Here is a 26,989-nt window from a genome sequence, read left to right on the forward strand (position 1 = left end):
GTTTTGACCCCGCTGGGGACGGCCCGGTATTCTGCCAGTTCGTTATGCGTATTGGCTTGCTCTATCTCACGTGAGGGGCCCTTACGCCGGTCCCGTCGGCCGATGGCCAGCGGCGGACGATCGGGTTGCGTCACCCGTAGAGCCGCCCTGCTGTGTGATCAGCCGAGGCGACCAGTACAGGACCCTTCCCCAAGGTCTTAATGACCAGGGGAGACCCCAACTCACAAGCAAAGGCTAAGACGTGCGTACGTTCAGCCCCAAGCCCGGCGATGTCCAGCGCCAGTGGCACATCATTGACGCGCAGGACGTTGTCCTGGGCCGCCTGGCCACCCAGGCCGCGTCCCTCCTGCGGGGTAAGCACAAGCCGGTCTACGCGCCGCACGTTGACACGGGTGACTTCGTCATCATCGTCAACGCCGACAAGGTGCACCTGTCCGGCAACAAGCGGACCCAGAAGATGGCCTACCGGCACTCCGGCTTCCCGGGTGGTCTGCGCTCCGTCCGCTACGACGAGCTGCTCGACAAGAACCCCGAGAAGGCCGTCGAGAAGGCCATCAAGGGCATGCTCCCCAAGAACACCCTCGGCCGTCAGATGCTCTCGAAGCTGAAGGTCTACGCGGGCGCCGAGCACCCGCACGCTGCGCAGCAGCCGGTCCCGTTCGAGATCACCCAGGTCGCGCAGTAAGTCCGGCCACCCCCTAAGACGACAGAGAGAATCTGAGGAGCATCGTGGCTGAGACCACCCCCGAGACCCCGCTGGACGAGGTCGAGGAGTACACCACCGAGACCGAGGTCGTGGAGTCGGAGTACACCTCCGAGTCCCTCGCGTCCCGCTTCGGCGACCCGCAGCCGGCGGCCGGCCTGGGCCGTCGCAAGAACGCCATCGCCCGCGTCCGGATCGTTCCGGGCACCGGCCAGTGGAAGATCAACGGCCGCACCCTTGAGGGCTACTTCCCCAACAAGGTGCACCAGCAGGAAGTCAACGAGCCCTTCAAGGTGCTCGAGCTCGACAACCGCTACGACGTCATCGCCCGCATCGCCGGCGGTGGCATCTCCGGCCAGGCCGGTGCGCTGCGCCTGGGCGTGGCCCGTGCGCTGAACGAGGCGGACGCCGACAACAACCGCCCCGCGCTGAAGAAGGCCGGGTTCCTCAAGCGTGACGACCGTGCGGTCGAGCGCAAGAAGGCCGGTCTGAAGAAGGCCCGCAAGGCGCCGCAGTACAGCAAGCGCTGACCGCGCGCTGCTCCATGCAGCCCTTGGCGTACGCCCCGGTGGCACCTCCGTGCTGCCGGGGCGTTCGGCTATCCGGGACCGGACGCGTATACCTGGACGTAAATCTCTGGTCCAAGCTCATCTACTCGGAGGACACCAGTGGGACGACTCTTCGGCACGGACGGTGTGCGCGGTGTCGCCAATGCGGATCTGACGGCGGAGCTGGCGCTCGGTCTGTCGGTCGCTGCGGCGCATGTGCTCGCCGAAGTGGGCACCTTCGAAGGTCACCGGCCGGTGGCGGTGGTCGGACGTGATCCACGTGCGTCCGGGGAGTTCCTGGAGGCCGCGGTCGTCGCGGGCCTGGCCAGTGCCGGCGTGGACGTGCTGCGGGTGGGGGTGCTCCCGACCCCGGCGGTCGCGTACCTGACCGGTTCGCTCGGCGCGGACCTCGGCGTGATGCTCTCCGCCAGCCACAACCCGATGCCCGACAACGGCATCAAGTTCTTCGCCCGCGGCGGCCACAAGCTCGCCGACGAGCTGGAGGACCGTATCGAGCAGACCTACCGTGCGCACAGTTCCGGTGAGCCCTGGGAGCGGCCGACCGGTGCCGGCGTGGGCCGGGTCACCGTCTACGACGAGGGCTTCGACAACTACGTCGCGCATCTCGTCGGCGTCCTGCCCAACCGCCTGGACGGGCTGAAGGTCGTCATCGACGGGGCGCACGGCGCGGCGGCGCGGGTCTCGCCGGAGGCCTTCGCCCGGGCCGGCGCCGAGGTCATCACGATCGGCACCGAGCCCGACGGGCTGAACATCAACGACGGTTGTGGCTCCACCCACCTCGCGCTGCTGCGCGCGGCCGTCGTCGAGCACGGCGCCGACCTGGGTGTCGCCCACGACGGCGACGCGGACCGCTGCCTGGCGGTGGACCGCGAGGGCAACGAGGTCGACGGGGACCAGATCCTGGCGGTGCTGGCGCTCGGGATGCGCGAGGCCGGGACGCTGCGCAAGAACACCGTGGTCGCGACCGTCATGTCCAACCTGGGCTTCAAGCTGGCCATGGAGCGCGCGGGCATCGAGCTCGTGCAGACCGCGGTCGGCGACCGGTACGTCCTGGAGGAGATGAAGGCGCACGGCTTCGCGCTGGGCGGTGAGCAGTCCGGGCACGTCATCGTGCTGGACCACGCCACCACCGGCGACGGCACGCTGACCGGGCTGATGCTGGCCGCCCGGGTCGCCGCGACCGGCCGGCCACTGGCCGAGCTGGCGGGCGTCATGGAGCGGCTGCCGCAGATCCTGATCAACGTCCCCGACGTCGACAAGGCGCGGGTGGCCACCTCCCCCGAGCTGACCGCGGCGGTCACCGAGGCGGAGCGGGAACTGGGCGCGACCGGGCGGGTGCTGCTGCGGCCGTCCGGCACGGAGCCGCTGGTCCGCGTGATGGTGGAGGCGGCCGACATCGAGCAGGCCCGGGCGGTGGCCGGACGGCTGGCCGACGCGGTCAAGTCCGCACTGGGGTAGGGGCTGTCGTGCCGGGCCCGGCTCTTCGCTAACTGCGAGGGGCCGGGCCCGAGTCGTGCCGGGCCCACAGCAGCTTCTGGGTGGCCAGGGTCAGCGTGCCCGCGATCACGATGCCCGCCAGGTTCAGCACCAGCTGTTCCATGGAGTGCCAGGCCTGGCCGAGTTCCCCGTAGCCGAGGGCGACCGCAGCATTGGCGGCGGCCGGGACCGTGGTCACGGAGATCGCCACGCCCACCAGCGCGCCCGATTTCGCGGAGGTCAGCGAGAGCACCCCGGCAATGCCGGCGAGCACGGCGACGACGAACGAGAACCAGTCGGGCCGGTAGATGAAGTTGGTGTTCGGCCGCGCGGCCTCCACGGCCGTGATGTGGAAGAGCCCCACCGCATCCATGAACAGACTGAAGCCGACGGTCACCGCCATCGCCACCGCGAATCCGACGAGCAGCGCCGTCAGCGAGCGCCAGGCCAGCCGCGGTGCGCGCCGGACGAGCGCGGTGCAGAAGCCGGCCAGCGGGCCGAACTCCGGCCCCACGGCCATCGCGCCGACGATCAGGATCGCGTTGTCGAGGACCACACCGCAGGCCGCGATCATCGTGGCGAGCGTCAGGAATGCCAGGTAGGTGACGGAGAGAGTCGACTCCTCGTGCGTCGCATCGCTCAGCGACTCCCACAGCACGGCGTCGGCGCCCTCGCCGGGGGCCTCGTCCTCCGCCCGGTCCGCGCGCAGCGACAGCGACAGGTCGATGTGCTCGATCGCGATCGAGCCGGTCTTGTCCAGATCCATCGCCCGCAGCCGGGCCAGCAGTCCGTTCCCGGCCTCCCGCGCCACGTCGCACAGCACCACATCGCCCTGCGGGTCACGTGCGGCACCGCTCAGTACCGCCAGATGGGTCGTTCCGACGGTCGTCTCCAGCAGCTCGACCACCTCGTCCGTACGGTCGGCGGGCATCATCAGTCGCAGATGCAGCACGGGTTCGTACTCCTCAGAGCTTGCGCAGCGACAGCCGCTGCACCTTGTGGTCCGGGCCCTTGCGGAGCACCAGGTTCGCGCGGCCGCGGGTCGGGGCCACATTCTGCTGCAGATTGGGCTTGTTGATGGTCCGCCACATCTTCCGGGCGTAGTCGAGGGCCTCGTCCTCGGAGACCTGGGTGTATTTGCGGAAGTACGAGAACGGGTTCTGGAAGGCGGTCTCGCGCAGCTTGCGGAAGCGGCCGAGGTACCACGTCTCGATGTCCTCGGTGCGGGCGTCGACGTAGACGGAGAAGTCGAAGAAGTCGGCGAGGCCGAGGCGGGTGCGGCCGTCCTTGCCGGGCAGCGCCGGCTGCAGGACGTTCAGCCCCTCGACGATGAGGATGTCCGGGCGGCGTACGGTCAGCCGCTCGCCGGGCACGATGTCGTAGATCAGGTGGGAGTAGACGGGCGCGGAGACCTCGGCCCGGCCGGACTTCACGTCCGCGACGAAGCGGGTCAGCGCCCGCCGGTCGTAGGACTCCGGGAAGCCCTTGCGGGACATCAGACCGCGGCGGTGCAACTCGGCATTGGGGAAGAGGAAGCCGTCGGTGGTGACCAGCTCCACCCGCGGATGCTCGGGCCATCGGGCCAGCAGCGCCCGCAGCAGCCGGGCGGTGGTGGACTTCCCGACCGCCACGCTGCCCGCGACCCCGATGACGAAGGGGGTGCCGGTCTGGGGGCCGCCGCCCGCGTCGCCGAGGAAGGTGTTCAGCGCGCCGCGCAGGTTGCTGGTGGCGCCGACATAGAGGTTGAGGAGCCGGGACAGCGGGAGATAGACGTCGCGGACCTCGTCGAGGTCGATGACATCGCCGAGCCCCCGCAGCCGTTCGACCTCGTCGGCCGTCAGGGGCATCGGGGTCTTCTCCCGCAGGGCGCTCCACTGCGCGCGCGTCAGATCGACGTACGGGGAGCTTTCGGCGCGGCGTCGTTGCTGCGGATCGGTCGTCGAGGGCACGCGCCCATTGTGCGCAGCCGTCATGTGCCGTTCACCTCCGGGTGCCACGCTGGCGTCCGCGGGTGGGGTTGTACCTGTCAGGGTCGGCTTGGGCGCTTCTCCACCTGGCTGTCTGTACCCGAATGGATATTGCCCGGTACGGTCGGTGGCGGGGACACGCCCGCCCAGGGCCGTGGACGATGCAAGGGGGCACGTGTGGGAGCGCGTAAGGCCGGTCTGTTGGGACAGCGGCCGTGGGGGAGGTCCGCGGGAGCGGTCCGCGTCAGGGGCAGGAAGGCCGCGTCGGACTGCTTCGCCGCGCGGGTCTACGCCGAGCTGGCGGAGGAGCTGCCGGACGAGGATCTGGGCGAGGACCTCGCCGATTTCCTGGAGCGCTACGAGCCGGCCGGCGGGATCGGCGTGGACGCGGAGGCGGACGAGGAGTTCCTGGAGACGGTGCGCGAGGCGCATGATCGGATAGCTCTGGGGTATTGAGGGGCGGGTCCGATCCTTCGGCTGTGACCCGCCGCAACGTGCCGCTGCGGGCCGTGCGCGCCCGCAGCGTACGCTGCCTCCATGTGCGGAATCGTGGGATATGTGGGCGGGCAGAGCGCCCTTGACGTCGTCCTGGCCGGGCTGAAGCGGCTGGAGTACCGCGGCTACGACTCGGCGGGTGTCGCCGTGCTGGCCGACGGCGGGCTGGCGGCCGCCAAGAAGGCCGGCAAACTCGCCAATCTGGAGAAGGAACTGGCCGACCGTCCGCTGCCGACGGGGTCGACGGGCATCGGGCACACCCGGTGGGCGACCCACGGCGCGCCCACCGACGCCAACGCCCACCCGCATCTGGACAACGCCGGCCGGGTCTCCGTCGTGCACAACGGCATCATCGAGAACTTCGCCGGGCTGCGCGCCGAACTCACCGACCGTGGGCACGAGTTGGCGTCCGAGACGGACACCGAGGTCGTGGCGCACCTGCTCGCCGAGGCCTACTCGTCCTGCGGGGAGCTGGCCGAGGCGATGCGGCAGGTGTGCCGGCGGCTGGAGGGCGCCTTCACGCTGGTCGCCGTGCATGCCGATGAGCCGGATGTGGTGGTCGGGGCACGCCGGAACTCGCCGCTGGTGGTGGGGGTCGGGGACGGCGAGGCGTTCCTCGCCTCGGACGTGGCGGCGTTCATCGCGCACACCCGCGAGGCGATCGAGCTGGGCCAGGACCAGGTCGTGGAGCTGCGCCGGGAGACGGTGACGGTCACCGACTTCGACGGGGTGCCCGCGCAGGTGCGGGAGTACCACGTCGACTGGGACGCCTCGGCCGCCGAGAAGGGCGGCTACGACTACTTCATGCTGAAGGAGATCGCGGAGCAGCCGAAGGCCGTCGCGGACACGCTGTTGGGGCGGATCGACGCGTCGGGCGTGCTGTCGCTGGACGAGGTGCGGATCCCGCCGGAGGTGCTGCGCGAGGTCGACAAGGTCGTCATCGTGGCGTGCGGGACGGCGTACCACGCGGGGATGATCGCCAAGTACGCGATCGAGCACTGGACGCGGATCCCCTGCGAGACCGAGCTGGCCAGCGAATTCCGCTACCGGGACCCGATCCTGGACCGGCACACGCTGGTCATCGCCATCAGCCAGTCCGGCGAGACCATGGACACCCTGATGGCGCTGCGGCATGCGCGCGAGCAGGGCGCGAAGGTGCTCGCCATCTGCAACACCAACGGGTCGACCATCCCGCGGGAGTCGGACGCGGTGCTGTACACGCACGCCGGGCCGGAGGTGGCGGTGGCGTCGACGAAGGCGTTCCTGACCCAGCTGGTGGCCTGCTATCTGGTGGCGCTCTACCTCGCGCAGGTACGGGGCACCAAGTGGGGCGACGAGATCCGGGCCGTGGTGCGCGAACTCGCGGCCATCGGCACCCAGGTCGAGCAGGTGCTCGGCACGATGGAGCCGGTACGGGAGCTGGCGCGCAGCCTCGCCGGCAAGAACACGGTGCTGTTCCTCGGCCGGCACGTGGGCTATCCGGTGGCGCTGGAGGGCGCGCTGAAGCTCAAGGAACTCGCGTACATGCACGCGGAGGGCTTCGCGGCCGGTGAGCTCAAGCACGGGCCGATCGCGTTGATCGAGGAGGACCTGCCGGTGGTGGTGGTCGTGCCGTCGCCGCGTGGGCGGTCCGTGCTGCACGACAAGATCGTGTCGAACATCCAGGAGATCCGGGCCCGGGGGGCGCGGACGATCGTGATCGCGGAGGAGGGCGACGAGACGGTCGTGCCGTACGCCGATCACCTCGTGCGGATTCCGCGGACGCCGGTGCTGCTGCAGCCGCTGGTGTCGACGGTGCCGTTGCAGGTCTTCGCCTGTGAGCTGGCCACCGCCCGCGGCAACGAGGTCGACCAGCCGCGCAACCTCGCCAAGTCGGTGACCGTCGAATGATCGTCGGGGTCGGGATCGACGTCGCCGAGATCGACCGCTTCGGGGCGGCGCTGGACCGTACGCCCGAGCTGGCGCGGCGGTTGTTCCTCCCCGCGGAGCTGACGCTGCCGAGCGGGGAACGCCGCGGTACCGCGTCGCTGGCGGCCCGGTTCGCCGCCAAGGAGGCGGTGGCCAAGGCGCTCGGGGCACCGGGCGGGCTGCGCTGGACCGATGTCGAGGTGTGTGTCGAGGACAGCGGGCAGCCGCGGCTGCGGGTGTGCGGGACGGTCGAGTCGCGCGCCACGGAACTCGGCGTCCGGTCCTGGCATGTGTCGCTGAGCCATGACGCGGGGGTCGCCTCCGCCGTGGTGGTCGCCGAGGCGTAGGCCCTGTCGTCCTCCTGGAGCCTGCTGTGGCGCCCGCCCCCGTTCGTCGGTGGGCGGGCGCCGTTCTCGTGCACAGAGGAAATGCGCCGTACCCCGCCTCCCAGGGGCGAGACTTGTGGGTATGCGAACTGCCTACAGCGTGGAGACCGTGCGGGCCGCCGAGCAGGAGCTCATGGCCCGGCTGCCCGAAGGGGCCCTGATGCAGCGGGCCGCGGCCGGACTGGCCGTGGCCTGCGCGGAGTTGCTGGGGCGGGTGTACGGCGCCCGTGTGGTGCTGCTCGTGGGCAGCGGCGACAACGGCGGGGACGCGCTGTACGCCGGTGCCCGGCTGGCGCGGCGGGGGGCCGGGGTGGTGGCGGTGCTGCTGTCGCCCGAACGGGCACACCGGGGCGGGCTCGCCGCGCTGCGGTCGGTCGGGGGCCGGGTGTCGGACGCGGCGCTGCGGGACATCGCCCGGGCCGATCTGGTGGTGGACGGGATCGTCGGGATCGGGGGGCGCGGCGGGCTGCGGCCCGAGGCGGCGCAACTGGCGCGGGCGGCATGGGAGTCGGCGCCGGTGGTGGCCGTCGATCTGCCGAGCGGGGTGGACGCGGACAGCGGCGAGGTGAGCGGGGAGGCGGTGCGGGCCGACGCCACGGTGACCTTCGGCGCGTACAAGCCGGGGCTGCTGACCGACCCGGCGCGGGAGCGGGCGGGGGCGCTGCGGCTGGTGGACATCGGGCTCACGCTGCCGGCGGACGCCGCCATGGAGGCGTTGCAGCACGCGGACGTGGCGGAGCTGCTGCCGCGCCCGGCGGCCGAGAGCGACAAGTACCGGCGGGGCGTGGTGGGGGTGGTCGCCGGGTCCGCGCGGTATCCGGGGGCGGCGGTGCTCGCGGTGGCCGGGGCGCTGCGGGGCGGCGCGGGGGCGGTGCGCTACGTCGGGCCGGCCGCGGACGCGGTACTGGCCCGGTTCCCGGAGACGCTGGTGCATGCCGGGCCGCCGGACAAGGCCGGGCGGGTGCAGTCGTGGGTGATCGGGCCCGGGATCGGGGACGAGTCGGACGCGCTGGACGACGTGCTGGCGTCGGACGTGCCGGTGCTGGTGGACGCGGACGGGCTGCGGTTCCTGACGCCACAGCGGGTGCGGGAACGCCGCGCCGAGACGCTGTTGACGCCGCACGCCGGGGAGGCCGCGGCGCTGCTCGGGAGCGGGCGCGGCCAGGTCGAGGCGGCACGGCTGGCGACCGTACGGGAGTTGGCGCGGCGCTTCGGCGCCACGGTGCTGCTCAAGGGCTCGACGACGCTGGTAGCGGCGGCCGACGGGCCGGTGCGGGTCAACCCCACCGGGACCGCCTGGCTGGCGACGGCCGGGAGCGGGGACGTGCTGTCGGGGGTGACGGGCTCGCTGCTCGCCGCGGGGCTGCCGGCCCGGGACGCGGGATCCGTCGGCGCGTATCTGCACGGGCTGGCCGCGCGCCGGGCGGCCGGGCCGGCGGGCGCCCCGATCCTGGCCTCCGAAGTGGCCGCCCATCTGGACGCGGCCTGGCGGGATGTGACGGACTGACAGCTGCCGCGTACGGCGTTACGCCCCGCGGGGGAAAGGGGCGGGCACCAGGGCGAACCTGGTGCGCGGCGGGCGGTATGACCGTCCGATCATGGCATGCGTGAGGGCATGAAACGCACCTTTTCGGCGCTGCTGGTCTGCGCCTCGCTGCTCGTTGCCGTCGGGCCGCCCGCGGTGGCCGTCGTCCCGTCGTCCGCGGAGGCGTCCGACCTGGTACCCGGCCTCCCGCAGGAGCCGGCCCGCACCGGCCGGGCACCGGCGGCCGCCCCCTACGGGCCGCCGCGGTCGCACACCGAGTACGTACCGCGGTCCGAAGTGCCCCACGGGCTCCGGGCGGCGGCGTGCAGCCAGTCCACCGGGCCCTACCAGCGGCAGGCCGAGCGCTACCTGCGGCGGGACGTGGACGGGCGGCAGAGCCTGGGGGACTGCCGGGCGATCCGGCGCTTCCAACAGGCGCACCGCATCGCGCCGGCGACCGGCTTCGCCGGGCCGGTCACCGGGGCCATGGTGCGGCTGATGCGGGCCAAGAAGGACCCCAACCGGGCCGGGCACTGCCCCGACCGGGCCGAGCGTACGGCCTGCGTCGATCTGAACCGGCAGCTGATGTGGGTGCAGCAGAACGGGCGGGTGATCTTCGACCCGGTCACGATCCGCTCCGGTGCGCCGTCGATGGAGACCCGTACCGGGATGTACCGGATCTATCTGCGCCACCGGCACCACATCTCGAACCTGTACCACACGGCGATGCCCTACGCGCAGTTCTTCGACCGCGGGGAGGCGCTGCACGGCGTCTACGAGGACATCTTCTCCGGGCCCGGCTCGCACGGCTGCGTCAACCTCACCATGACGGACGCGCGGAGGGTCTGGGAGGTACTGAAGAAGGGCGACATTGTGTACGTCTGGGGGCGGAAACCCGGGGTGTGAGCACGGTTTCCCCGCCCGTCCCCCGGGGCCCCACGGCGTCGCCTGCAACACTGAGGGGGATGAACGAGACAGCAAAGCGCGCCCGCGCCACCGTCGACGTCGCCGCCGTGCGGTCGAATGTGCGTGCCCTGCGGGACCGTGCACCCCGGGCAGAGCTGATGGCCGTGGTCAAGTCGGACGGCTACGGACACGGGGCGGTGCGCTGTGCGCGCGCCGCCCGTGAGGCCGGTGCGGACTGGCTGGGCACGGCGCTGCCCGAGGAGGCGTTCGCGCTGCGCGCGGCCGGTGACACCGGGCGGCTGATGTGCTGGCTGTGGACGCCGGGCGGCCCCTGGCGCACGGCCGTCGAGCAGGACATCGACGTCTCGGTGAGCGGCATGTGGGCGCTGCGCGAGGTGACCGCGGCGGCGCGGGCCTGCGGCCGGACCGCCCGCGTCCAGCTCAAGATCGACACCGGTCTCGGCCGCAACGGCTGTATGCCCGCCGACTGGTCGGAACTGACCGCCGCGGCCCGCGCCGCCGAGGCCGAGGGCGTGCTGCGGATCACCGGCGTCTGGTCGCACTTCGCCTGCGCCGACGAGCCCGGCCACCCCTCCATCGCCGCCCAGCTGACCGCCTTCCACGAGGGGTTGGCGATCGCCGAGCGGGCCGGGCTGCGCCCCGAGGTGCGGCACCTCGCCAACACCCCGGCGCTGCTGACCCTCCCCGAGGCGCACTTCGACCTGGTCCGTACCGGTATCGGCATCTACGGGATCTCTCCCAGCCCCGAGGTCGGCACCTCGCCGGAGCTGGGGCTGCGGCCGGCGATGACGCTGGAGGCCGCGCTGGCGTCGGTCAAGCGCGTCCCGGGCGGCCACGGCGTGTCGTACGGGCATCACTACACGACCCCCGGCGAGACGACCCTGGCACTGGTCCCGCTCGGCTATGCCGACGGCGTCCCGCGGCACGCCTCGAACGGTGGCCCGGTGCTGGTCGCCGGCAAGTGGCGCACGGTCGCCGGGCGGATCGCGATGGACCAGTTCGTGGTCGACCTGGGCGGCGACAGCGCCGAGCCGGGCGATCCGGCGGTGCTGTTCGGCCCCGGCGACCGCGGTGAGCCGACCGCGGAGGACTGGGCCCGGGTGGCCGGAACCATCGGCTACGAGATCGTCACCCGGATCGGAACGCGGGTGCCGCGCGTCTATGTGGACAGCGACACGCGCAGCGCAACCGAAGGAGACCGCACGCTCACGGGGGGTACGGCATGACCGAGGGACAGGAGGCCGCCGCGCAGGCGGTCGAGGCGGCGGCCGAGGCCGCCGGCAACTGGGCGCGGGCGGGCCGGCACGCCGGTATCGCCGGCGCCGCGATCGGCGTGGTCGCGGCGGGTGCCGCGGCCGGGGTGGCGATAGAGCGGATGACGGTCGGCCGCGGGATGCGCCGCCGGGCCCGGCTCGCGCTGGACGCCGCCGGCCCGTACGGCACGCTGCGCGGCACACCGGGCGCGGCGATCGCCGAGGACGGCACCGAGCTGTACTACGAGGTCGACGAGGTGGGCCCGGAGCCGGGCCGGCCGGAGAAGGACGACCGGGCGGGCCGGGCGGCCAAGAACGGCCGGAACGGCAAGGGCGACCGGTCGGCCAAGCCCGTCCGTGGCAAGGAGGCCCGGGCCGCGCAGGAGGCCCAGGGCGGTCTGCGCAAGCGGCTCACGGCGGCGCTCGGCCGGCGCTCCGCGGCCCCCACGGTCGTCTTCAGCCACGGCTACTGCCTCAGCCAGGACTCCTGGCACTTCCAGCGCTCCGCGCTGCGCGGCACGGTGCGCACCGTCCACTGGGACCAGCGCAGCCACGGCCGCTCCTCGCGCGGCCACAGCCAGATCGACGGCACCGAAGAGGTCACCATCGATCTGCTGGGCCGGGACCTGAAGGCGGTGCTGGACGCCGCGGTCCCCGAGGGGCCGATCGTGCTGGTCGGGCACTCCATGGGCGGCATGACGGTGATGGCGCTGGCCGACCAGTTCCCGGAGTTCGTCGCGGAGCGGGTGGTCGGGGTGGCCCTGATCGGCACGTCCGCGGGGCGGCTCAGCGAGGTCACCTACGGGCTGCCGTCGATGGGCATGAAGGCCTTCCACTGGCTCGCGCCGGGCGTGCTCAAGGCGCTGGGCTGGCAGCACGAGATCGTCGAGCGCGGGCGGCGGGCCACCGCCGATCTCTTCGCGGGGCTGATCAAGCGGTATTCGTTCGGGACGCCGGAGAAGGTGGACCCGGGCATCGCGCGGTTCGGCGAGCGGCTGATCGAGGCGACCCCGATCGATGTGGTCGCCGAGTTCTTCCCGGCGTTCGCGGTGCACGACAAGACCGAGGCGCTGGTGGCGTACGACGCGGTGCCCGCGCTGGTGCTCGCCGGGGAGAGCGATCTGATCACGCCCGCCGACCACAGCCGGACGATCGCCGAGGTGCTGCCCGACGCGGAGCTGGTGTGTGTTCCGGACGCCGGACATCTGGTGATGCTGGAGCGGCCCGAGCTGGTCAACGACCATCTGGTGTCGCTGGTGGAACGGGCGAGCGCGACGGCCCGCAGCTCCCGGACCGCCCGCGCCTGAGCGGCGGGTCGGCCGGCCTCGGGCGTGGGCCGGAGGCTGGCTCGGCGTGGGCCGGAGGCCGGCCCCGCACGGCCGACGGGCCCTCGCCAGGACTGGCCCCGCACGGCCTTCGAGTCCCCTACCAGGCATGATCCACGCGCCCGGCGGCCCGCCCTGTCACCCGGTCCGGGACCGCCACCGCGTCCGGGCCGTACCATTTGCGGCATGAGCACCACCGGCGCGATCGCGCACCTCACCGTCAAGTCCCCTGACCAGATGCAGGAGTTGGGCCGTCGGCTGGCCCCGCTGCTGCGCCCCGGCGACCTGGTGCTGCTCACCGGTGAGCTGGGCGCCGGCAAGACCACGCTGACCCGCGGCCTGGGCGAGGGCCTGGGCGTGCGCGGCGCGGTCACCTCCCCCACCTTCGTCATCGCCCGGGTCCACCCCTCGCTGACCGGCGGCCCCGCGCTGGTGCATGCCGACGCCTACCGGCTCGGCGGCGGCCTGGACGAGATGGAGGACCTCGACCTCGATGTCTCGCTGCCGGAGTCGGTGGTGGTCGTGGAGTGGGGCGAGGGCAAGGTCGAGGAGTTGTCCGAGAACCGGCTGCATGTGGTCATCGGGCGGGCCGTGGGGAGCGACGGCCCGGCCGGGGCGCCGGAAGAGGACGTGGACGACGTCCGTGAGGTGACGGTGACCGGCTTCGGCGCGCGCTGGGTGGACGCCGGGCTGCCCGCCCTGGAGACCTGCTGACCTCGGGGCGGAGCCGCCGACTGTCGCGCCGTTGTGGAGCGGCGTCGCGACCGGTCGCCCGCCCGTAGTTTCCGACAAGCCGTCGGTAAGATGTTGCGTACCTGGTGCCGGGCGTGGTGACATGGGGAGAGACCCCTAGTTAGGTCAGCCTAAGTAGCCAGCCTAGCTTCTGTCGCGTTGCCCCAGGAGCCCCGGGAGGCATCCATGTCGGCCCACCAGCCCTTCCCTACGCCTGAAGGGCCCGTCGAGGCGGCCGGGCGCGAGGCGCGCGAGACGCCGACCATGAACGAGCTGCTGGCGGCGTGCGCCGCGGCCAGCGCCGTCTCCACGCCCCCCGACGCCGCCGAGGAGGCCCGCCGGGCCGCGGTGCCCGGCGCTCCGGAAGAGCAGCGCGCGCAGGAAGATCAGCAGGACCGGGAAGAGGAGGCCGGGGCCGGAACGAGGCCGGCGTCCACCGGCGGCCGGGACGCGGCGTAGCCCGTAGGGGCGACAGCACGACGCTCCGGGGCCGCGGGCGGTTCAGGTCCTGCGCGGTCCGGGCCCCGCGCGGCTGCAGGTCCTGCGCGGTCAGGAGACCACGACGACCTTGGTGCCGTGCAGCGCGAAGTCCCACATCGCCTTGCCGTCCTCGCGCGACTCCCGGATGCCGCCGGTCTTCTTGCCCGCGTCCGGTGCGGGCCGCGAGCCGTTCACGGCGGCGCTGAAGCCGACCGTGACGCCGTTGACGGCGGCGAACCGCACGACGTGCTCGATCGCGATGCCGTCCGAGCCCATCACGCTCACCGACCGCGAGCCGACCGCGTAACTGCCGGTCGGGGGGCTGACCGTACTGGGCGTGACCGCGAACGTACGCCGTGCCGTGCCCTTCGCGTCGACCAGCCAGACCCGCTTGGCGCCGAGCGAGTAGACGATCCGCCGGCCGGTGCCGGAGGCCGCGGGGACCGGGGCGGGAGCCGGGGCCTTGGCCTTCTTGTCGTTGTGGTCCCGCTGGTCCTTGGAGGCGTGGTGGCTGTCCTTGCGGGCCTCGTTGAGGCTGTCCGGGGCGGACGCCGAGGCCTGGTACCCGAGCACCCCGACCGCGACCAGGGCCGCCGCCGTCAGCGCGGTGACGATCGTGCTGCTCTTAGCGGGCACCGCTGTGCCACCTTTCCTCCCTCTCCCCGCCGCCGGCGGGGAGTCCCGGGCCTTGACGCCGGGCTGCTTGCTGCTGGCTACCGGGGCGACGGTAGCACCGGAACGGAGACCGTCCGCCGCGCCGTAGTCTTGAGGCGTGCTGCTGCTAGCTCTTGACACCGCCACCCCCGCCGTCACCGTCGCGCTCCACGACGGATCCGGCGTCCTCGCCGAGTCCCGTCAGGTGGACGCCCGCCGGCACGGTGAACTGCTGCTGCCCGCCGTCGACCGGGTGCTGGCCGAGGCCGGCCGGAAGCTCGACGCGGTCAGCGACATCGTGGCCGGCGTGGGCCCCGGGCCGTACACCGGCCTGCGGGTCGGCCTGGTGACCGCCGCCACCTTCGGGGCGGTGCTCGGCGTGCCCGTCCACGGCCTGTGCACGCTCGACGGCCTCGCCCACGCCTCCGGGCTGACCGAGCCCTTCGTCGTGGCCACCGACGCCCGCCGCAAGGAGGTCTACTGGGCGCGCTACGAGCCCGGCGCGACGTCCCGCCCGGTGACCCGGCTGACCGAGCCCGCCGTCGACCGCCCCGCGGACATCGCCGACGAGGTGGCCGGGGTCCCCGCGGTGGGCGCGGGTGCGCTGCTCTACGACACCGTCTTCACCGGCGTACGACGCGACGGGCCCGAGCACCAGTCCGCCGCCGCGCTGGCCGCGCTGGCCGCACAGAAGCTGGCGGCGGGCGAGGAGATGCTGCCGCCGCAGCCGCTGTACCTGCGCCGCCCGGACGCCCAGGTCCCGGCCAACTACAAGGTGGTCACTCCCCGGTGAGCGTCCGCCCGTCGCCCGATCCCCGGCCCCCGGCGCCGCCGCCGGGCGGTCCCGGCGACCGCGACCTGGTGCTGCGCGAGATGCGCTGGTGGGATCTTGCGCCGGTGCTGGCGTTGGAACGGGAGCTGTTCCCCGAGGACGCCTGGTCGCCGGGCATGTTCTGGTCCGAGCTGGCCCATGCGCGCGGCCCACACGCCACCCGCCGCTATCTCGTCGCCGAACTGGTGCCGCCGCGCAGCCGCGCCGATGAGGGCGCCCAGCGGGACGGCCGGCTGGTCGGCTACGGCGGACTGGCCGCCATCGACGGCACCGGCGACATCCAGACCATCGCCACCGCCCGCGACCAGTGGGGCTCCGGCCTCGGCTCCCGGCTGCTGACCGAACTCCTCGGCGCCGCCACGGACTTCGAGTGCCGTGAGGTGCTGCTGGAGGTACGGGTCGACAACCTCCGTGCCCAGCGCCTCTACGAGCGGTTCGGCTTCGAGCCGATCGGCTTCCGCCGCGGCTACTACCAGCCCGGGAACGTCGACGCCCTGGTGATGCGCCGCACCACCCAGACCTCCTCCGAAGCACCCCCCGTACAAGGAACTTGACACTCATGGCTGACTCACGCGGCGGACCGCTCGTCCTCGGCATCGAGACCTCCTGCGACGAGACCGGTGTCGGCATCGTCCGCGGTCACACCCTCCTCGCGGACGCGGTCGCCTCCAGCGTCGACGAGCACGCCCGCTTCGGCGGGGTGGTGCCGGAGGTGGCCTCGCGCGCCCACCTGGAGGCGATGGTCCCCACCATCCAGCGGGCCCTGAAGGACGCCGGGGTCGCCGCCTCCGACCTGGACGGGATCGCGGTCACCGCGGGACCGGGCCTGGCCGGTGCGCTGCTGGTCGGCGTCTCGGCCGCCAAGGCGTACGCCTACGCCCTCGGCAAGCCGCTCTACGGCGTCAACCACCTCGCCTCGCACATCTGTGTCGACCAGCTGGAGCACGGCCCGCTGCCCGAGCCGACGATGGCCCTGCTGGTCTCCGGTGGCCACTCCTCCCTCCTCCTCGCCCCCGACATCACCTCCGACGTCCGGCCGCTCGGCTCGACCATCGACGACGCGGCCGGCGAGGCCTTCGACAAGATCGCCCGGGTGCTCCACCTCGGCTTCCCGGGCGGCCCGGTCATCGACCGCTACGCCCGCGAGGGCGACCCCGACGCGATCCGCTTCCCGCGCGGGCTGACCGGCCCCCGCGACCCGGTCTACGACTTCTCCTTCTCCGGGCTCAAGACGGCCGTCGCCCGCTGGATCGAGGCCAAGCGGGCGGCCGGCGAGGAGGTGCCGGTGGCGGACGTCTCGGCGTCCTTCCAGGAGGCCGTGGTGGACGTGCTGACCCGTAAGGCCGTCCGGGCCTGCAAGGACAACGGCGTGGAGCATCTGATGATCGGCGGCGGGGTGGCGGCCAACTCCCGGCTGCGGGCGATGGCCGAGCGCCGCTGCGAGGACGCCGGCATCACGCTGCGGGTGCCGCGGCCCAAGCTGTGCACCGACAACGGCGCGATGGTCGCCGCCCTGGGCGCGGAGATGGTGGCCCGCGGCCGTGCGGCCTCCGACTGGGACCTGTCCGCGGACTCGTCGCTGCCGGTCACCGAGCCGCACGTGCCCGGCGAGGCGCCCGCGGCCCCGGCCGGGCACCACCACGGCCACGACCACGTCCACGAGGTGAGCAAGCACAACCTCTACTCCTGACGACGGCCGCGGGCGGAGGGCGTTTGTCGTTCTTCGCGCGCTGTCGCCTCCCCCCGCCCGGCGCGTGACCCGAGGTCTTACCCTGGCAACCAGCACTGGGCGCGCACGTGGGGAGGCGGCAGGCCGTGGACTGGTTCTGGTGGGTCTTCATCTTCTTCATGGCGGGCGGATTCGCGAAGGTCGTGGACGCCGGCCGTACGGCGCTGCGCACCCGCCACGAACGCAAGATGGAGCGGCTGGAGTCCGCGCGCCAGGAGCGGCAGGAGCTGGCTGCCGCCCACAAACCGCCGGAGCCGGTGTGCGGCTGCACCCACCACCTCGCCAAGCACGACAAGCGGGGCAAGTGCCATGAGCGGGTCGAGGTGGCGGTGGTCTGGGACGAGGACCACCGGCCGGTGCAGTACGAGGCCGGGCAGTGCACCTGCCAGCAGTACATCGGCCCGCAGCCGCTCTCCCAGATCTACGCCGAGGACCTCACCGACCTGGCGTGACCGGGTCCGTGGCCGGGTGCCCCAGCAGCATCGTGGGGGCGCCGGCGACGCGGGTGAGGAAGATCGTGCAGGAGTTGCGGCCACCGCCCAGCTTCAGCTTCCTGCGCAGTTCCTCGGGCTCCACCGCGGAACCCCGCTTCTTGATCACCGCGACCCCGACCTGGCGCTCCCGCAGCAGGGCCTTGAGCTTCTTGACGTTGAACGGCAGCACGTCGGTGAGCGCGTAGGCGGTCGCGTACGGCGTCGCCGTCAGCCGGTCCGCGGTGATGTACGCGATCGTCGGATCGATCAGCCGGCCGTCGATCTGCCGGGCGACGTCCGCCACCAGATGGGCCCGGATCACCGCGCCGTCCGGTTCGTACAGCCAGTCCCCGACCGGCCCCACCGGGGCGTGGTCTTCCGAAGCGCCGCCGGCCGGGGCGGCGTTCGGGCCCGCGGCGGCCGGTTCCGGCAACCCCGCGCCGAGCAGCGATTCACCGGCCGGCAGCAGAGTGGCACGGCGGCCGCCCGGGACCGGGCCCCGGCCCTCCGCCGCCGACCCGAACCACACCACGGCCTCCTTGACGTCGCCGCCGTCCGAGATCCACTCCGTCTCGGCGTCCTCGGGAAGGGCGTCGTGCGGCACCCCGGGCGCGATCTTCAGCGCCGCGCACGGCGCCGTACGGGCCGCCTCGACGGCCCACGACAGCGGCGGTGAGTACGCCTCCGGGTCGAAGATGCGCCCACCCGTCGCCCGGCCACCACCCCTGCCCGAGGGGCTGCGCCCCGCCCCTCTTGTCGGGGCCTTGCTGCGCCGCGCGGGATCGACGAACACCGCGTCGTATCCGGCGGTGTCCACCTCCGTCACGTCCGCACAGCGCACCTCGATCAGCTCCGCGAGCCCCAGCACCTCGGCATTGGCCCGGGCCGCCGCACAGGCCAGCGGGTCGCGGTCGACGGCCAGCACCCGGACCCCGGCCCGCGCCAGCGCCAGCGCGTCACCGCCGATGCCGCAGCACAGATCGGCCAGCGTACGGACGCCCAGCGCGGCGAACCGGGCCGCGCGGTGGGCGGCGACGGTGGTACGGGTGGACTGCTCGACGCCGTTCGGCGTGAAGTACATCAGCTGCGCGTCCGCCCCGAACTTCGCCGCCGCGCGCTGACGCAGCCGGGCCTGGCCGAGGGCGGCGGAGACCAGCGGCGCGGGGTGGTCGCGGCGCAGCCGGGTGGCTGCCGCCAACTCGTCGGCGGGGTCGTGGTCCCGCAACTCGGCAAGCAGGGCCTGCCCCTCCGGCGCGAGCAGGCCGACGAAAGCGTCGAGGTCGTCCATGGGGTTCATTGTCTCTCCCCACGTTTTTGGCTTTCCCGCCGTGGGGGTTGTTCGCCGTTTGTCGCCCGCTTCGCGGTGCGCGCGCCGTGGCGCCTGCGGCGGGCGGTGCCGCTGCGCGGGGCTGTCGGGTGCGGTGACGGGCCTCCGCGGGTGGGTGTCCGGACTGCTTCGCTTTACGTCCGGACACCCACCCGCTCCGGCCCGTCCCCTCCCGTTGGGGGATGGGGAAGGCCGGTGGGGGTGAACGTGGCTGGTCGAGCGCGCCTTATGGGTCGTACGGAAAAAGCGGTGATCGGTGGCCCGCCCCCACTCACCGTCACGTACTCCACTCACGGGAGGGGACGGGCCGGAGGGGCCTGTTATGTGGACGTAAAGCGAAGCAGTCCACATAACAGGCCCCGGAGGTCCGTCACCGCACCCGACACCCACCCAGCCCGCCGCAGGCGCCACGGCGAGCAAGCCCCACGGCGGGAAAGCCGACAACGTGGGAAAACTACGCCGGCTCCCGCCGGCGCTGCGCATGGTCGCTGATGCGGAGCAGCAACGCCACCATCACCCAGTTCGCGACCAGTGAGGAGCCGCCCTTGGCCAGGAACGGGAGGGCCTTGCCGGTCAGGGGGATCAGCCCGGTGACGCCGCCGGCGACGACGAAGACCTGGAGCAGCAGCGCGCCGGAGAGTCCGACCGCCAGCAGCTTGCCGAAGGGGTCGCGCGCGGTCAGCGCAACCCGCAACCCGCGCTGGGCGAGCAGCACGTACAGCATGATCACGGCCATCATCCCGGCCAGGCCCAGCTCCTCGCCCACCGTGGTGAGGATGAAGTCGCTGTTGCCGGCGAAGCCGATCAGTTCCGGGTGGCCCTGGCCCAGGCCGCTGCCCGAGATTCCGCCGCTGCCGAAGCTGAACAGCGCCTGTGCGGCCTGGTCGGAGATCAGTCCCGGCGGCCGCTGCGCCTGTGGCAGGAAGATGTCCATCGGGTGCAGCCAGGCCATGATCCGGCCCTTGACGTGCGGTTCCGTCGAGCCGACCACGGTGGCCCCGACCACGGCCATGGCCAGCCCGCAGAGCACCCAACTGGTGCGCTCGGTCGCCATGTAGAGCATGATCACGAAGACCCCGAAGAAGATCAACGAGGTGCCCAGGTCCCGTTCGAAGACCAGCACCAGCAGGCTGATCACCCAGATCGTGAAGATCGGCGCGAGCTGCCTCCCCGGGGGCAGCTGGACGCCCAGCACCCGCCGCCCGGCCAACGCCAGGGCGTCGCGGTTGACGGTGAGATAGCCCGCGAAGAACACCGAGATCATGATCTTCACGAACTCGCCGGGCTGCAGCGACAGCGGCCCGAGCAGGATCCAGCGCTTGGCGCCGTACATGTCCGCGCCGAAGAAGGCCGGCGCCATCAGTAACACCAGCGCGACCACCATCGTCAGATAGATGTAGCGCTGCAGAATGCGGTGGTCGCGCAGCACCAGCAGGATGCCGATGCACACGGCGACCCCGATCACCGTCCAGACCAGCTGGCCGCTCGCCGCCTCGGCGATCTTCAGCCGGGGCGTTTGCGCGTAGGTGACGTCCAGGCGGTGCAGCAGCACCAGGCCTATGCCGGTCAACAGCGTCGCCAGCGGCAGGATCAGCGGATCGGCGCGGGGTGCGAAGCGGCGCAGCACCAGATGCGGCACCAGCGCCACGAACAACATGCTGACGGCGAAGCCGGTCAGCCCGCTGGGCAGCCGGCCGGTCATCGACAGACCGGTGTAGGCGTAGCCGAAGTCCGCGATCAGGACGACGACGGCGAGCAGCCACGCCTCGGTCCGCCGGCGGTCCGGTGCCTGCGCGAGGGCGGCGAACGTCATGGTGCGTTCGGCATCGCTCTCCCGCTCCCTGGCAGCCCGGGGAACGCTGGTCAGTCCACGCACGCGAGTCCTCCGCCATCGGTCGTCGACGCCGCCGGCCGTCCGGGCGCGCGCCCGGTTCGTCGGTTCGGCAGCAAAGAGGTAGACGGGGCAGCCCGTGACGTGGTTGCGAGGGAAGGGAAGGTGTGTCCGATTTAGTAGAAACCGTCCGGAGGTCGTCCCGCAGACCTGCCCGGAAGCCTGCCTGGAAACCTGCCCGGATTCCGGCCCGGAGGGTCGTGGTTGGGGTCGGGGGGTGGCCCCGGGGCGCGCCGCCGTACGGCGGGTCAACCCAGGACGGTGGAACCCTCCCCCCGCCGCGCTGGCACTCCGCTTGACCGAGTGCTAACCGCGTCATAGTCTCGGCGTTGGCACTCTCCAGTGGGGAGTGCCAGACATACAGCGACGGGCAGGTCCGGCACCCGCGACGACGGATCCACCTGGTCGCCACCTCAGACAGTTAACCCCGTGAGATCTCCGAAGGGGGAGGTCGGATCGTGACGACCACCAGCTCCAAGGTTGCCATCAAGCCGCTTGAGGACCGCATTGTGGTCCAGCCGCTCGACGCCGAGCAGACCACGGCCTCGGGCCTGGTCATTCCGGACACCGCCAAGGAGAAGCCCCAGGAGGGCGTCGTCCTGGCCGTGGGCCCGGGCCGTGTCGAGGACGGCAAGCGCATCGAGCTCGACGTGAACGTCGGCGATGTCGTGCTCTACAGCAAGTACGGCGGCACCGAGGTGAAGTACAACAACGAGGACTACCTCGTGCTCTCGGCTCGCGACGTGCTCGCGATCGTCGAGAAGTAAGTCACCGGTTTTGCCGTGATCTGCGCCCCTGGTTCCCGCGTCTAAACAACCCGGGGCAGGGGCGCAGTTCGTTTGAGCGACAGCGGTCCCCACTGCGTGGCCGAGGATCGCAATGAGAGGACTTGAAGCAACCCATGGCGAAGATCCTGAAGTTCGACGAGGACGCCCGTCGCGCCCTTGAGCGCGGCGTCAACAAGCTTGCCGACACCGTCAAGGTGACGATCGGCCCCAAGGGCCGCAACGTCGTCATCGACAAGAAGTTCGGCGCCCCGACGATCACCAACGACGGTGTCACCATCGCCCGTGAGGTCGAGGTCGACGACCCGTACGAGAACCTTGGCGCCCAGCTCGTCAAGGAGGTGGCGACCAAGACCAACGACATCGCGGGTGACGGCACCACCACCGCCACCGTGCTGGCCCAGGCGCTGGTCCGCGAGGGCCTGCGCAACGTCGCCGCGGGTGCCTCCCCGGCCGCGCTCAAGAAGGGCATCGACGCCGCCGTCAAGGCCGTGTCCGACGAGCTCCTCGCGACCGCCCGCCCGATCGACGACAAGTCCGACATCGCCGCCGTGGCCGGCCTGTCCGCCCAGGACAAGCAGGTCGGCGAGCTGATCGCCGAGGCGATGGACAAGGTCGGCAAGGACGGTGTCATCACCGTCGAGGAGTCCAACACCTTCGGTCTGGAGCTCGACTTCACCGAGGGCATGGCCTTCGACAAGGGCTACCTCTCGCCCTACATGGTCACCGACCAGGAGCGTATGGAGGCCGTCCTCGAGGACCCGTACATCCTGATCCACCAGGGCAAGATCTCCTCGATCCAGGACCTGCTGCCGCTGCTGGAGAAGGTCATCCAGGCCGGTGCCTCCAAGCCGCTGCTGATCATCGCCGAGGACGTCGAGGGCGAGGCCCTGTCGACCCTGGTCGTGAACAAGATCCGTGGCACCTTCAACGCCGTGGCCGTCAAGGCCCCCGGCTTCGGTGACCGCCGCAAGGCCATGCTCGGCGACATCGCCACCCTCACCGGTGCGACCGTCATCGCCGAGGAGGTCGGCCTCAAGCTCGACCAGGCCGGTCTGGACGTGCTCGGCACCGCCCGCCGGGTGACCGTCACCAAGGACGACACCACCATCGTCGACGGTGGCGGCAAGGCCGACGACGTCACCGGACGCGTCGCCCAGATCAAGGCCGAGATCGAGACCACCGACTCGGACTGGGACCGCGAGAAGCTCCAGGAGCGCCTCGCCAAGCTCGCCGGTGGCGTCTGCGTCATCCGCGTGGGTGCGGCCACCGAGGTCGAGCTCAAGGAGAAGAAGCACCGTCTGGAGGACGCCATCTCCGCGACCCGCGCCGCGGTCGAGGAGGGCATCGTCTCCGGTGGTGGCTCCGCTCTGGTCCACGCCGCCAAGGTGCTGGAGGGCTCCCTCGGCAAGGAGGGCGACGAGGCCACCGGTGTCGCCGTCGTCCGCCGCGCCGTCGTCGAGCCGCTGCGCTGGATCGCGGAGAACGCGGGCCTGGAGGGCTACGTGATCACCGCCAAGGTCGCCGAGCAGGACAAGGGCCAGGGCTTCAACGCCGCCACCGGCGAGTACGGCGACCTGGTCAAGGCCGGCGTCATCGACCCGGTCAAGGTCACCCGCTCCGCCCTGGAGAACGCCGCGTCGATCGCCTCGCTGCTGCTGACGACCGAGACCCTGGTCGTCGAGAAGCCCGCCGAGGACGAGCCGGCCGAGGCCGGGCACGGCCACGGTCACGCGCACTGACGCACAGCCATCGCCGCACGGTCGGCGCAAAGGCCCCTGTCCCGCTCGTCAGCAGCGGGACAGGGGCCTTCGTGCGTGATCCTTGACGGCCCGGTCAGAACACCCCCAGTTGCCGCATCAGGCCCACGACGTCGTAGTGCCACCAGCCTTCCTGGATCTTTCCGTCGCGGAACCGGAAGGTCGTGGTCCCCGTCATGGTGTATTTCTTTCCGGTCGGCTGGACGCCCATGAATTCGCCCTGGTGCGTGCCGGTCCAGGTCCACCGTGTGACGACATCGTCGCCCTGGGCGATCTGGTCGTCGAGGCGGAAGGCGAAGTCGAAGGCACCGCGCCATCTGGTGACGTCACCGCGCATGACGTCGGACCCGGTAACGGTCTCCTCTTCCTTCATGACGTCGTGGTCCCGGTAGTCGGGCGCGTACACCTCGTCGATCACGTCGAGGTTGCCCGCGACGCAGATCTCGTCGAAGACCCGGCGGGCGGTTGCGGCATTCAACTGTTCGTCCCGGACGACGTCGAGGTCGGTGAACGACGGCATCCCGTCGCAGAGCGCCACCATCTCCTGGAAGATCCGGTCGGTCTCCGGCAGGTGGGAGTTCTTCACCGCCTCTTCGTGCGAAGGGAACTCGACGATCTCGACGTAGTGGGACGCGTCGGACCGGTCCTTGCCGACGAGGCTGTGGGTGGCGGTTCGCTTGCCCTTGGTCTGCTCGACCCACTCGTCCATGAGTGCATTCATGCCGTCAGGCCGCTCGGTCTTGTAGTCGATTATTTGTACGAATTTCATGGCACCTCCCCGAAATGGGTGGAGTACATCAATTTTAGGGAGAAATGCGGCTCTGGTGCGGTCAGGCCGAGCGGTCCTGGAACGCCGGGAGGACCGGGTCCGCGAAGGGCAGGCCGGCCGCGAACCGCGCCACTTCGTCCAGCGCACGGTCGGCCATACGGTGCAGCTCGCCGCCCAGCGAACCGGCGATGTGTGGGGTGAGCAGGACGTTCGGAAGGTCCCACAACGGCGAGTCGGGCGGCGGGAGTTCGGGTTCGGTGACGTCGAGGACGGCGTGCAGGCGGCCGCTGAGCAGTTCGGGGAGCAGCGCCGCCGGGTCGACGAGCGAGCCACGGGCGGTGTTGATCAGGGTGGCGCCGTCGGGCATCAGGGCCAGTTCGGGTGCGCCGAGCAGATGGCGGGTGGCGGGCAGCTCCGGGGCGTGCACGGTGACGAGGTCGCTGCCGGCGCAGAGTTCGTCGAGCGGGACCGATGTCACGCCGAGCCGGGCGGCCTCGGTGGCGTCCACGTACGGGTCGTACAGCAGAACCCGCAGGTCGAACGGGCGCAGCAGCTCGATGACGCGACGGCCGATACGGGAGGCGCCGAGGACGCCGACGGTGCGTTGGTGGTTGCCGGCGCCGGCCAGTTCGTGCTGCCAGTCGTGCGGTGCGCGCAGGTCCCGGTAGCGGTGGGCGGAGTGCAGCACCCGCTTGTTGGCGAAGAGGATCGCGGCGAGCGTGTACTCGGCGACCGGGAGCGCGTTGGCGCCGGCGGCCGAGCTGACGGCGATGCCGCGCTCCCAGCAGGCGTCGGTGATGTGGTGTCGGACCGAGCCGGCGGCGTGGATGACGGCGCGCAGCCGGGGCGCCGCGGCCAGGACGGCGCCGGTGAGCGGCGGGACGCCCCAGCAGGTGAGGAGCACCTCGGCGTCGGCGAGGGCGGCGGCGACCGCGGGGGTGGGGTCGGCCAGGTCGTGGGCGACGAGGTGCGGGTCGGTACGGGCCAGCGCCACCAGGCGGGTGCGATGCCGGGCATCGAGCAGCCGGCCGGCGAGGCCGGGTGCCATCGAAAGCAGCAACGTGGGCCGGGCAGGGGGCTTTTCCACAGGTCCGGCGGCGGTGTCAGAGGTCGGGTGCATAGTGAGGAACGTGCTCCTTCGCGGTCGCCCGTCAGTGCGCGTCACCTGCCGCCACCGGTGGCGGGAGCGGCTCTTCCAGTGTGTCGCCGCAGGGTTGAGGGTGGCGACCGCCGGCGGGCGGACGGCGGGGAGCGGACCGGTGACGAGGGGAAGGAGTGGGGGGAATGAAGGGCGCAGGAGACGGGGAAACCGTTGGCCGGTATGCCCGATTGACGTGCGGTCAGGCACCACTGAAGGATTTCGTCACCCGGCCGCCGCCCACCGCCTCAGGGGGAGCCATGTCCGAGCCGCACCCCGAGCCTGCTGCCGTACGCCGTCGGCGTCCTCCGTGTCACCCGCCATTTGCGCTGCCGCCCGAGGACCGCCGCCGCAGCCCGTACACCGGCTGGACCCGCGCCCACTGGGAGGCGACGGCCGACGGCCTGCTGGGGGCCGCCGCCCGCTATGCCTCCCCGCGCCACGGTCTGATCGTCCTCCCCGGAGCCCGCCCCAGCTCCTCCGGTCCCCGCTCGGACGGCCTCGAAGGCTTCGCCCGTACGTTCCTGCTCGCGGCGCTCCGTGTGGCCGGCGCCGACGGCCGCGACCCGCACGGCTACCTCCCCCGTTACGCCGAAGGCCTCGCCGCGGGCACCCGCAGGCCCACCGCCGTACGGGAGCTGACCTCGGCCGACCCGGATTCCTGGCCCCGTATCGACGCCGTCCGCCAGGCCCGTGTCGAGGCCGCCTCGCTCGCCCTCGGGCTGCGCCTGACCCGGCGCCGGCTGTGGGACACCCTCGACGAGGGCATCCGCGCCCGCGTCGTCGAGTGGCTGCTGCCCGCCTTGGGCCCGTCCCCCGTCGACAACAACTGGTGGCTCTTCGGCCTCACCGTCGGCGGCTTCCTGCGCGAGGCGGGCATCGAGACCGACCGCGCCGGCGCGGCCATCGACCGTGCGCTGACCCGCATCGAGGAGTGGTACCGGGGCGACGGCTGGTATGCGGACGGCGACAACCGTGCCTTCGACCACTACAACGCCTGGGCGCTGCACTTCTACCCGGTCCTGCACGCCCATCTCGGCGCCGACCGGGCCCTCCTGGCCACCTACGGCCCCCGCCTGCACGCCCAACTGGACGCCTGCACCCGCCTCTTCGACGCCAACGGGGCACCGCTGCCCTTCGGCCGCTCCCTCACCTACCGCTTCGCCGCCGCGGCCGCCCCGTGGCTGGGCGCCCTCACCGGACACACCCCGCTCACCCCCGGCGCCACCCGCCGCCTCGCCTCCGGGACCCTGCGGCACTTCCTCGACCGCGGCGCCCTCACCCGGGACGGCCTGTTACCGCTCGGCTGGTACGGCCCGTACGCACCGATGCTCCAGAGCTACTCCGGCCCGGCCTCGCCCTACTGGGCGGCCAAGGGCTTCCTCGGCCTGCTGCTCCCCGCCGACCGTCCCGCCTGGACCGCTCCCGAGGAGGCGCTCCCCGCCGAAACCGCCGACGCCGCCGGGCCGTTGGGCCCCACGGGCCTGCTGCTCCAGTCCACCGCCTCCGACGGCCTGGTCCGCCTCCACAACCACGGCAGCAATTCCGTCCGCAGCACCCCCGACCCCTACTACGCCCGCTTCGCCTACTCCACCCGCACCGGCCCCACGGCGCCCGCCGCCGAGGACCCGGCCCTGCCCGACAACCACTTCGCCCTGCTCCTCGACGGCCGTCCCACCACCCGCGGCCCCGCCACCCCGCATGCCACCGGGCCCGACCGGGCCTCCTCCCTCCACACACCGCGCCATGCCGACGGCACCGAACTCGCCGGCGTCCGGATCCTGTCCGCCACCCTCGTCCACGGCCGCGCCGAACTCCGCGTCCACCGGGTCACCGGCGCCGCCCCCGGCACCCGCGTACGCCAGACCGGCTGGGCCACCACCCC

General features: G+C 72.2%; 26 protein-coding genes. 19 read left to right on the top strand and 7 right to left on the bottom strand.

Annotation, left to right across the window (positions count from 1 at the left end; all coding sequences use genetic code 11):
• Window positions 1–241 precede the first annotated feature (241 nt).
• From rplM to glmM, 3 genes are all read left to right on the top strand, one after another.
• On the top strand, window positions 242–685 hold the full coding sequence (gene rplM / locus EST92_RS03680) for a 50S ribosomal protein L13 (protein ID WP_129247636.1): 444 nt from the start codon (window positions 242–244) through the stop codon (window positions 683–685).
• Window positions 686–729: 44 nt separating this feature from the next.
• A complete protein-coding gene (gene rpsI / locus EST92_RS03685) occupies window positions 730–1,233 on the top strand; it encodes a 30S ribosomal protein S9 (RefSeq protein ID WP_129247635.1) in 504 nt (167 codons plus the stop codon).
• 138 nt (window positions 1,234–1,371) lie between these two features.
• Entirely contained in the window at window positions 1,372–2,730 is a 1,359-nt protein-coding gene (glmM, locus tag EST92_RS03690; RefSeq protein WP_129247634.1) for a phosphoglucosamine mutase, read from the top strand.
• A gap of 28 nt (window positions 2,731–2,758) precedes the next feature.
• Here glmM and EST92_RS03695 read toward each other — a convergent pair whose 3' ends face one another.
• The gene (locus EST92_RS03695; protein WP_129279487.1) at window positions 2,759–3,700 is read right to left on the bottom strand and encodes a DUF389 domain-containing protein; all 942 of its coding nucleotides are present in this window, start codon (window positions 3,698–3,700) and stop codon (window positions 2,759–2,761) included.
• Window positions 3,701–3,713: 13 nt separating this feature from the next.
• Window positions 3,714–4,697, bottom strand: coding sequence for a type I pantothenate kinase (coaA, locus tag EST92_RS03700; RefSeq protein WP_129279488.1), 984 nt, complete (start codon window positions 4,695–4,697; stop codon window positions 3,714–3,716).
• Window positions 4,698–4,892: 195 nt separating this feature from the next.
• Here coaA and EST92_RS03705 point away from each other — a divergent pair, with 195 nt between their 5' ends.
• The 9 genes from EST92_RS03705 to EST92_RS03745 all read left to right on the top strand — a co-directional run bounded on the left by EST92_RS03705 (window position 4,893) and on the right by EST92_RS03745 (window position 13,725).
• Complete coding sequence (locus tag EST92_RS03705; protein WP_254068465.1) at window positions 4,893–5,171, top strand: hypothetical protein; 279 nt, start codon at window positions 4,893–4,895, stop codon at window positions 5,169–5,171.
• A gap of 81 nt (window positions 5,172–5,252) precedes the next feature.
• The gene (glmS, locus tag EST92_RS03710) at window positions 5,253–7,100 is read left to right on the top strand and encodes a glutamine--fructose-6-phosphate transaminase (isomerizing) (RefSeq protein WP_129279489.1); all 1,848 of its coding nucleotides are present in this window, start codon (window positions 5,253–5,255) and stop codon (window positions 7,098–7,100) included.
• On the top strand, window positions 7,097–7,465 hold the full coding sequence (locus EST92_RS03715) for a holo-ACP synthase (protein ID WP_129279490.1): 369 nt from the start codon (window positions 7,097–7,099) through the stop codon (window positions 7,463–7,465). The genes glmS and EST92_RS03715 overlap by 4 nt, the downstream gene beginning before the upstream one ends.
• Window positions 7,466–7,586: 121 nt before the next feature.
• The gene (locus EST92_RS03720) at window positions 7,587–9,011 is read left to right on the top strand and encodes an NAD(P)H-hydrate dehydratase (RefSeq protein WP_129279491.1); all 1,425 of its coding nucleotides are present in this window, start codon (window positions 7,587–7,589) and stop codon (window positions 9,009–9,011) included.
• Window positions 9,012–9,119: 108 nt separating this feature from the next.
• The gene (locus tag EST92_RS03725; protein WP_254068467.1) at window positions 9,120–9,935 is read left to right on the top strand and encodes a L,D-transpeptidase; all 816 of its coding nucleotides are present in this window, start codon (window positions 9,120–9,122) and stop codon (window positions 9,933–9,935) included.
• 59 nt (window positions 9,936–9,994) lie between these two features.
• Window positions 9,995–11,182, top strand: coding sequence for an alanine racemase (gene alr / locus EST92_RS03730; protein WP_129279493.1), 1,188 nt, complete (start codon window positions 9,995–9,997; stop codon window positions 11,180–11,182).
• Complete coding sequence (locus EST92_RS03735) at window positions 11,179–12,516, top strand: alpha/beta hydrolase (protein WP_129279494.1); 1,338 nt, start codon at window positions 11,179–11,181, stop codon at window positions 12,514–12,516. Before alr ends, EST92_RS03735 begins: the two co-directional genes overlap by 4 nt.
• A gap of 204 nt (window positions 12,517–12,720) precedes the next feature.
• Complete coding sequence (tsaE, locus tag EST92_RS03740) at window positions 12,721–13,248, top strand: tRNA (adenosine(37)-N6)-threonylcarbamoyltransferase complex ATPase subunit type 1 TsaE (protein ID WP_129279495.1); 528 nt, start codon at window positions 12,721–12,723, stop codon at window positions 13,246–13,248.
• Between the two features lie 204 nt (window positions 13,249–13,452).
• Entirely contained in the window at window positions 13,453–13,725 is a 273-nt protein-coding gene (locus EST92_RS03745) for a hypothetical protein (RefSeq protein ID WP_129279496.1), read from the top strand.
• Between the two features lie 90 nt (window positions 13,726–13,815).
• Here EST92_RS03745 and EST92_RS03750 read toward each other — a convergent pair whose 3' ends face one another.
• Window positions 13,816–14,382 (bottom strand): hypothetical protein, encoded by a 567-nt coding sequence (locus EST92_RS03750; protein WP_129279497.1) that lies wholly within the window; start codon window positions 14,380–14,382, stop codon window positions 13,816–13,818.
• Window positions 14,383–14,518: 136 nt separating this feature from the next.
• Here EST92_RS03750 and tsaB point away from each other — a divergent pair, with 136 nt between their 5' ends.
• The 4 genes from tsaB (at window position 14,519) to EST92_RS03770 (ending at window position 17,413) form a co-directional block, all read left to right on the top strand.
• A complete protein-coding gene (gene tsaB / locus EST92_RS03755; RefSeq protein WP_129279498.1) occupies window positions 14,519–15,193 on the top strand; it encodes a tRNA (adenosine(37)-N6)-threonylcarbamoyltransferase complex dimerization subunit type 1 TsaB in 675 nt (224 codons plus the stop codon).
• Window positions 15,194–15,258: 65 nt separating this feature from the next.
• Window positions 15,259–15,786, top strand: a complete 528-nt coding sequence (rimI, locus tag EST92_RS03760) for a ribosomal protein S18-alanine N-acetyltransferase (protein WP_343283768.1) — start codon at window positions 15,259–15,261, stop codon at window positions 15,784–15,786.
• A 5-nt stretch (window positions 15,787–15,791) separates the two neighbouring features.
• The gene (gene tsaD, locus EST92_RS03765) at window positions 15,792–16,922 is read left to right on the top strand and encodes a tRNA (adenosine(37)-N6)-threonylcarbamoyltransferase complex transferase subunit TsaD (RefSeq protein WP_129279499.1); all 1,131 of its coding nucleotides are present in this window, start codon (window positions 15,792–15,794) and stop codon (window positions 16,920–16,922) included.
• A 125-nt stretch (window positions 16,923–17,047) separates the two neighbouring features.
• Window positions 17,048–17,413 (top strand): hypothetical protein, encoded by a 366-nt coding sequence (locus EST92_RS03770; protein ID WP_129279500.1) that lies wholly within the window; start codon window positions 17,048–17,050, stop codon window positions 17,411–17,413.
• Here EST92_RS03770 and EST92_RS03775 read toward each other — a convergent pair.
• Together EST92_RS03775 and EST92_RS03780 are read right to left on the bottom strand one after the other, a co-directional pair.
• Complete coding sequence (locus tag EST92_RS03775) at window positions 17,397–18,722, bottom strand: class I SAM-dependent methyltransferase (protein WP_129279501.1); 1,326 nt, start codon at window positions 18,720–18,722, stop codon at window positions 17,397–17,399. The two genes, EST92_RS03770 and EST92_RS03775, sit on opposite strands and share 17 nt — an antisense overlap.
• A 493-nt stretch (window positions 18,723–19,215) precedes the next feature.
• On the bottom strand, window positions 19,216–20,574 hold the full coding sequence (locus EST92_RS03780) for an FtsW/RodA/SpoVE family cell cycle protein (RefSeq protein WP_129279508.1): 1,359 nt from the start codon (window positions 20,572–20,574) through the stop codon (window positions 19,216–19,218).
• Between the two features lie 536 nt (window positions 20,575–21,110).
• Between EST92_RS03780 and groES the strand changes: the two genes are divergently transcribed.
• On the top strand, window positions 21,111–21,419 hold the full coding sequence (groES, locus tag EST92_RS03785; RefSeq protein ID WP_006604922.1) for a co-chaperone GroES: 309 nt from the start codon (window positions 21,111–21,113) through the stop codon (window positions 21,417–21,419).
• A 134-nt stretch (window positions 21,420–21,553) separates the two neighbouring features.
• A complete protein-coding gene (gene groL / locus EST92_RS03790) occupies window positions 21,554–23,179 on the top strand; it encodes a chaperonin GroEL (protein WP_129279509.1) in 1,626 nt (541 codons plus the stop codon).
• A 94-nt stretch (window positions 23,180–23,273) separates the two neighbouring features.
• Here the strand turns inward: groL and EST92_RS03795 are convergent, their stop codons facing one another.
• Together EST92_RS03795 and EST92_RS03800 are read right to left on the bottom strand one after the other, a co-directional pair.
• On the bottom strand, window positions 23,274–23,966 hold the full coding sequence (locus EST92_RS03795) for an ester cyclase (protein ID WP_129279502.1): 693 nt from the start codon (window positions 23,964–23,966) through the stop codon (window positions 23,274–23,276).
• A gap of 61 nt (window positions 23,967–24,027) precedes the next feature.
• A complete protein-coding gene (locus EST92_RS03800) occupies window positions 24,028–25,086 on the bottom strand; it encodes a hydroxyacid dehydrogenase (protein ID WP_129279503.1) in 1,059 nt (352 codons plus the stop codon).
• Window positions 25,087–25,364: 278 nt separating this feature from the next.
• Here EST92_RS03800 and EST92_RS03805 point away from each other — a divergent pair.
• Window positions 25,365–26,989: DUF2264 domain-containing protein (locus EST92_RS03805; protein WP_254068469.1), on the top strand; the 1,625-nt coding region annotated here is incomplete at its 3' end.

Source organism: Streptomyces sp. TM32, assembly GCF_004122755.1.
GTDB lineage: Bacteria > Actinomycetota > Actinomycetes > Streptomycetales > Streptomycetaceae > Streptomyces > Streptomyces sioyaensis.

What these genes read in the sequence shown, in the direction of transcription:
- glmS (WP_129279489.1), top strand. Translation starts at nt 5,253, where the DNA reads ATGTGCGGAATCGTGGGATATGTGGGCGGGCAGAGCGCCCTTGACGTC.
- EST92_RS03715 (WP_129279490.1), top strand. Translation starts at nt 7,097, where the DNA reads ATGATCGTCGGGGTCGGGATCGACGTCGCCGAGATCGACCGCTTCGGG.
- EST92_RS03720 (WP_129279491.1), top strand. Translation starts at nt 7,587, where the DNA reads ATGCGAACTGCCTACAGCGTGGAGACCGTGCGGGCCGCCGAGCAGGAG.
- EST92_RS03725 (WP_254068467.1), top strand. Translation starts at nt 9,120, where the DNA reads ATGAAACGCACCTTTTCGGCGCTGCTGGTCTGCGCCTCGCTGCTCGTT.
- alr (WP_129279493.1), top strand. Translation starts at nt 9,995, where the DNA reads ATGAACGAGACAGCAAAGCGCGCCCGCGCCACCGTCGACGTCGCCGCC.
- EST92_RS03735 (WP_129279494.1), top strand. Translation starts at nt 11,179, where the DNA reads ATGACCGAGGGACAGGAGGCCGCCGCGCAGGCGGTCGAGGCGGCGGCC.
- tsaE (WP_129279495.1), top strand. Translation starts at nt 12,721, where the DNA reads ATGAGCACCACCGGCGCGATCGCGCACCTCACCGTCAAGTCCCCTGAC.
- EST92_RS03745 (WP_129279496.1), top strand. Translation starts at nt 13,453, where the DNA reads ATGTCGGCCCACCAGCCCTTCCCTACGCCTGAAGGGCCCGTCGAGGCG.
- tsaD (WP_129279499.1), top strand. Translation starts at nt 15,792, where the DNA reads ATGGCTGACTCACGCGGCGGACCGCTCGTCCTCGGCATCGAGACCTCC.
- EST92_RS03775 (WP_129279501.1), bottom strand. Translation starts at nt 18,722, where the DNA reads ATGGACGACCTCGACGCTTTCGTCGGCCTGCTCGCGCCGGAGGGGCAG.
- EST92_RS03780 (WP_129279508.1), bottom strand. Translation starts at nt 20,574, where the DNA reads ATGACGTTCGCCGCCCTCGCGCAGGCACCGGACCGCCGGCGGACCGAG.
- groL (WP_129279509.1), top strand. Translation starts at nt 21,554, where the DNA reads ATGGCGAAGATCCTGAAGTTCGACGAGGACGCCCGTCGCGCCCTTGAG.
- EST92_RS03795 (WP_129279502.1), bottom strand. Translation starts at nt 23,966, where the DNA reads ATGAAATTCGTACAAATAATCGACTACAAGACCGAGCGGCCTGACGGC.
- EST92_RS03800 (WP_129279503.1), bottom strand. Translation starts at nt 25,086, where the DNA reads ATGCACCCGACCTCTGACACCGCCGCCGGACCTGTGGAAAAGCCCCCT.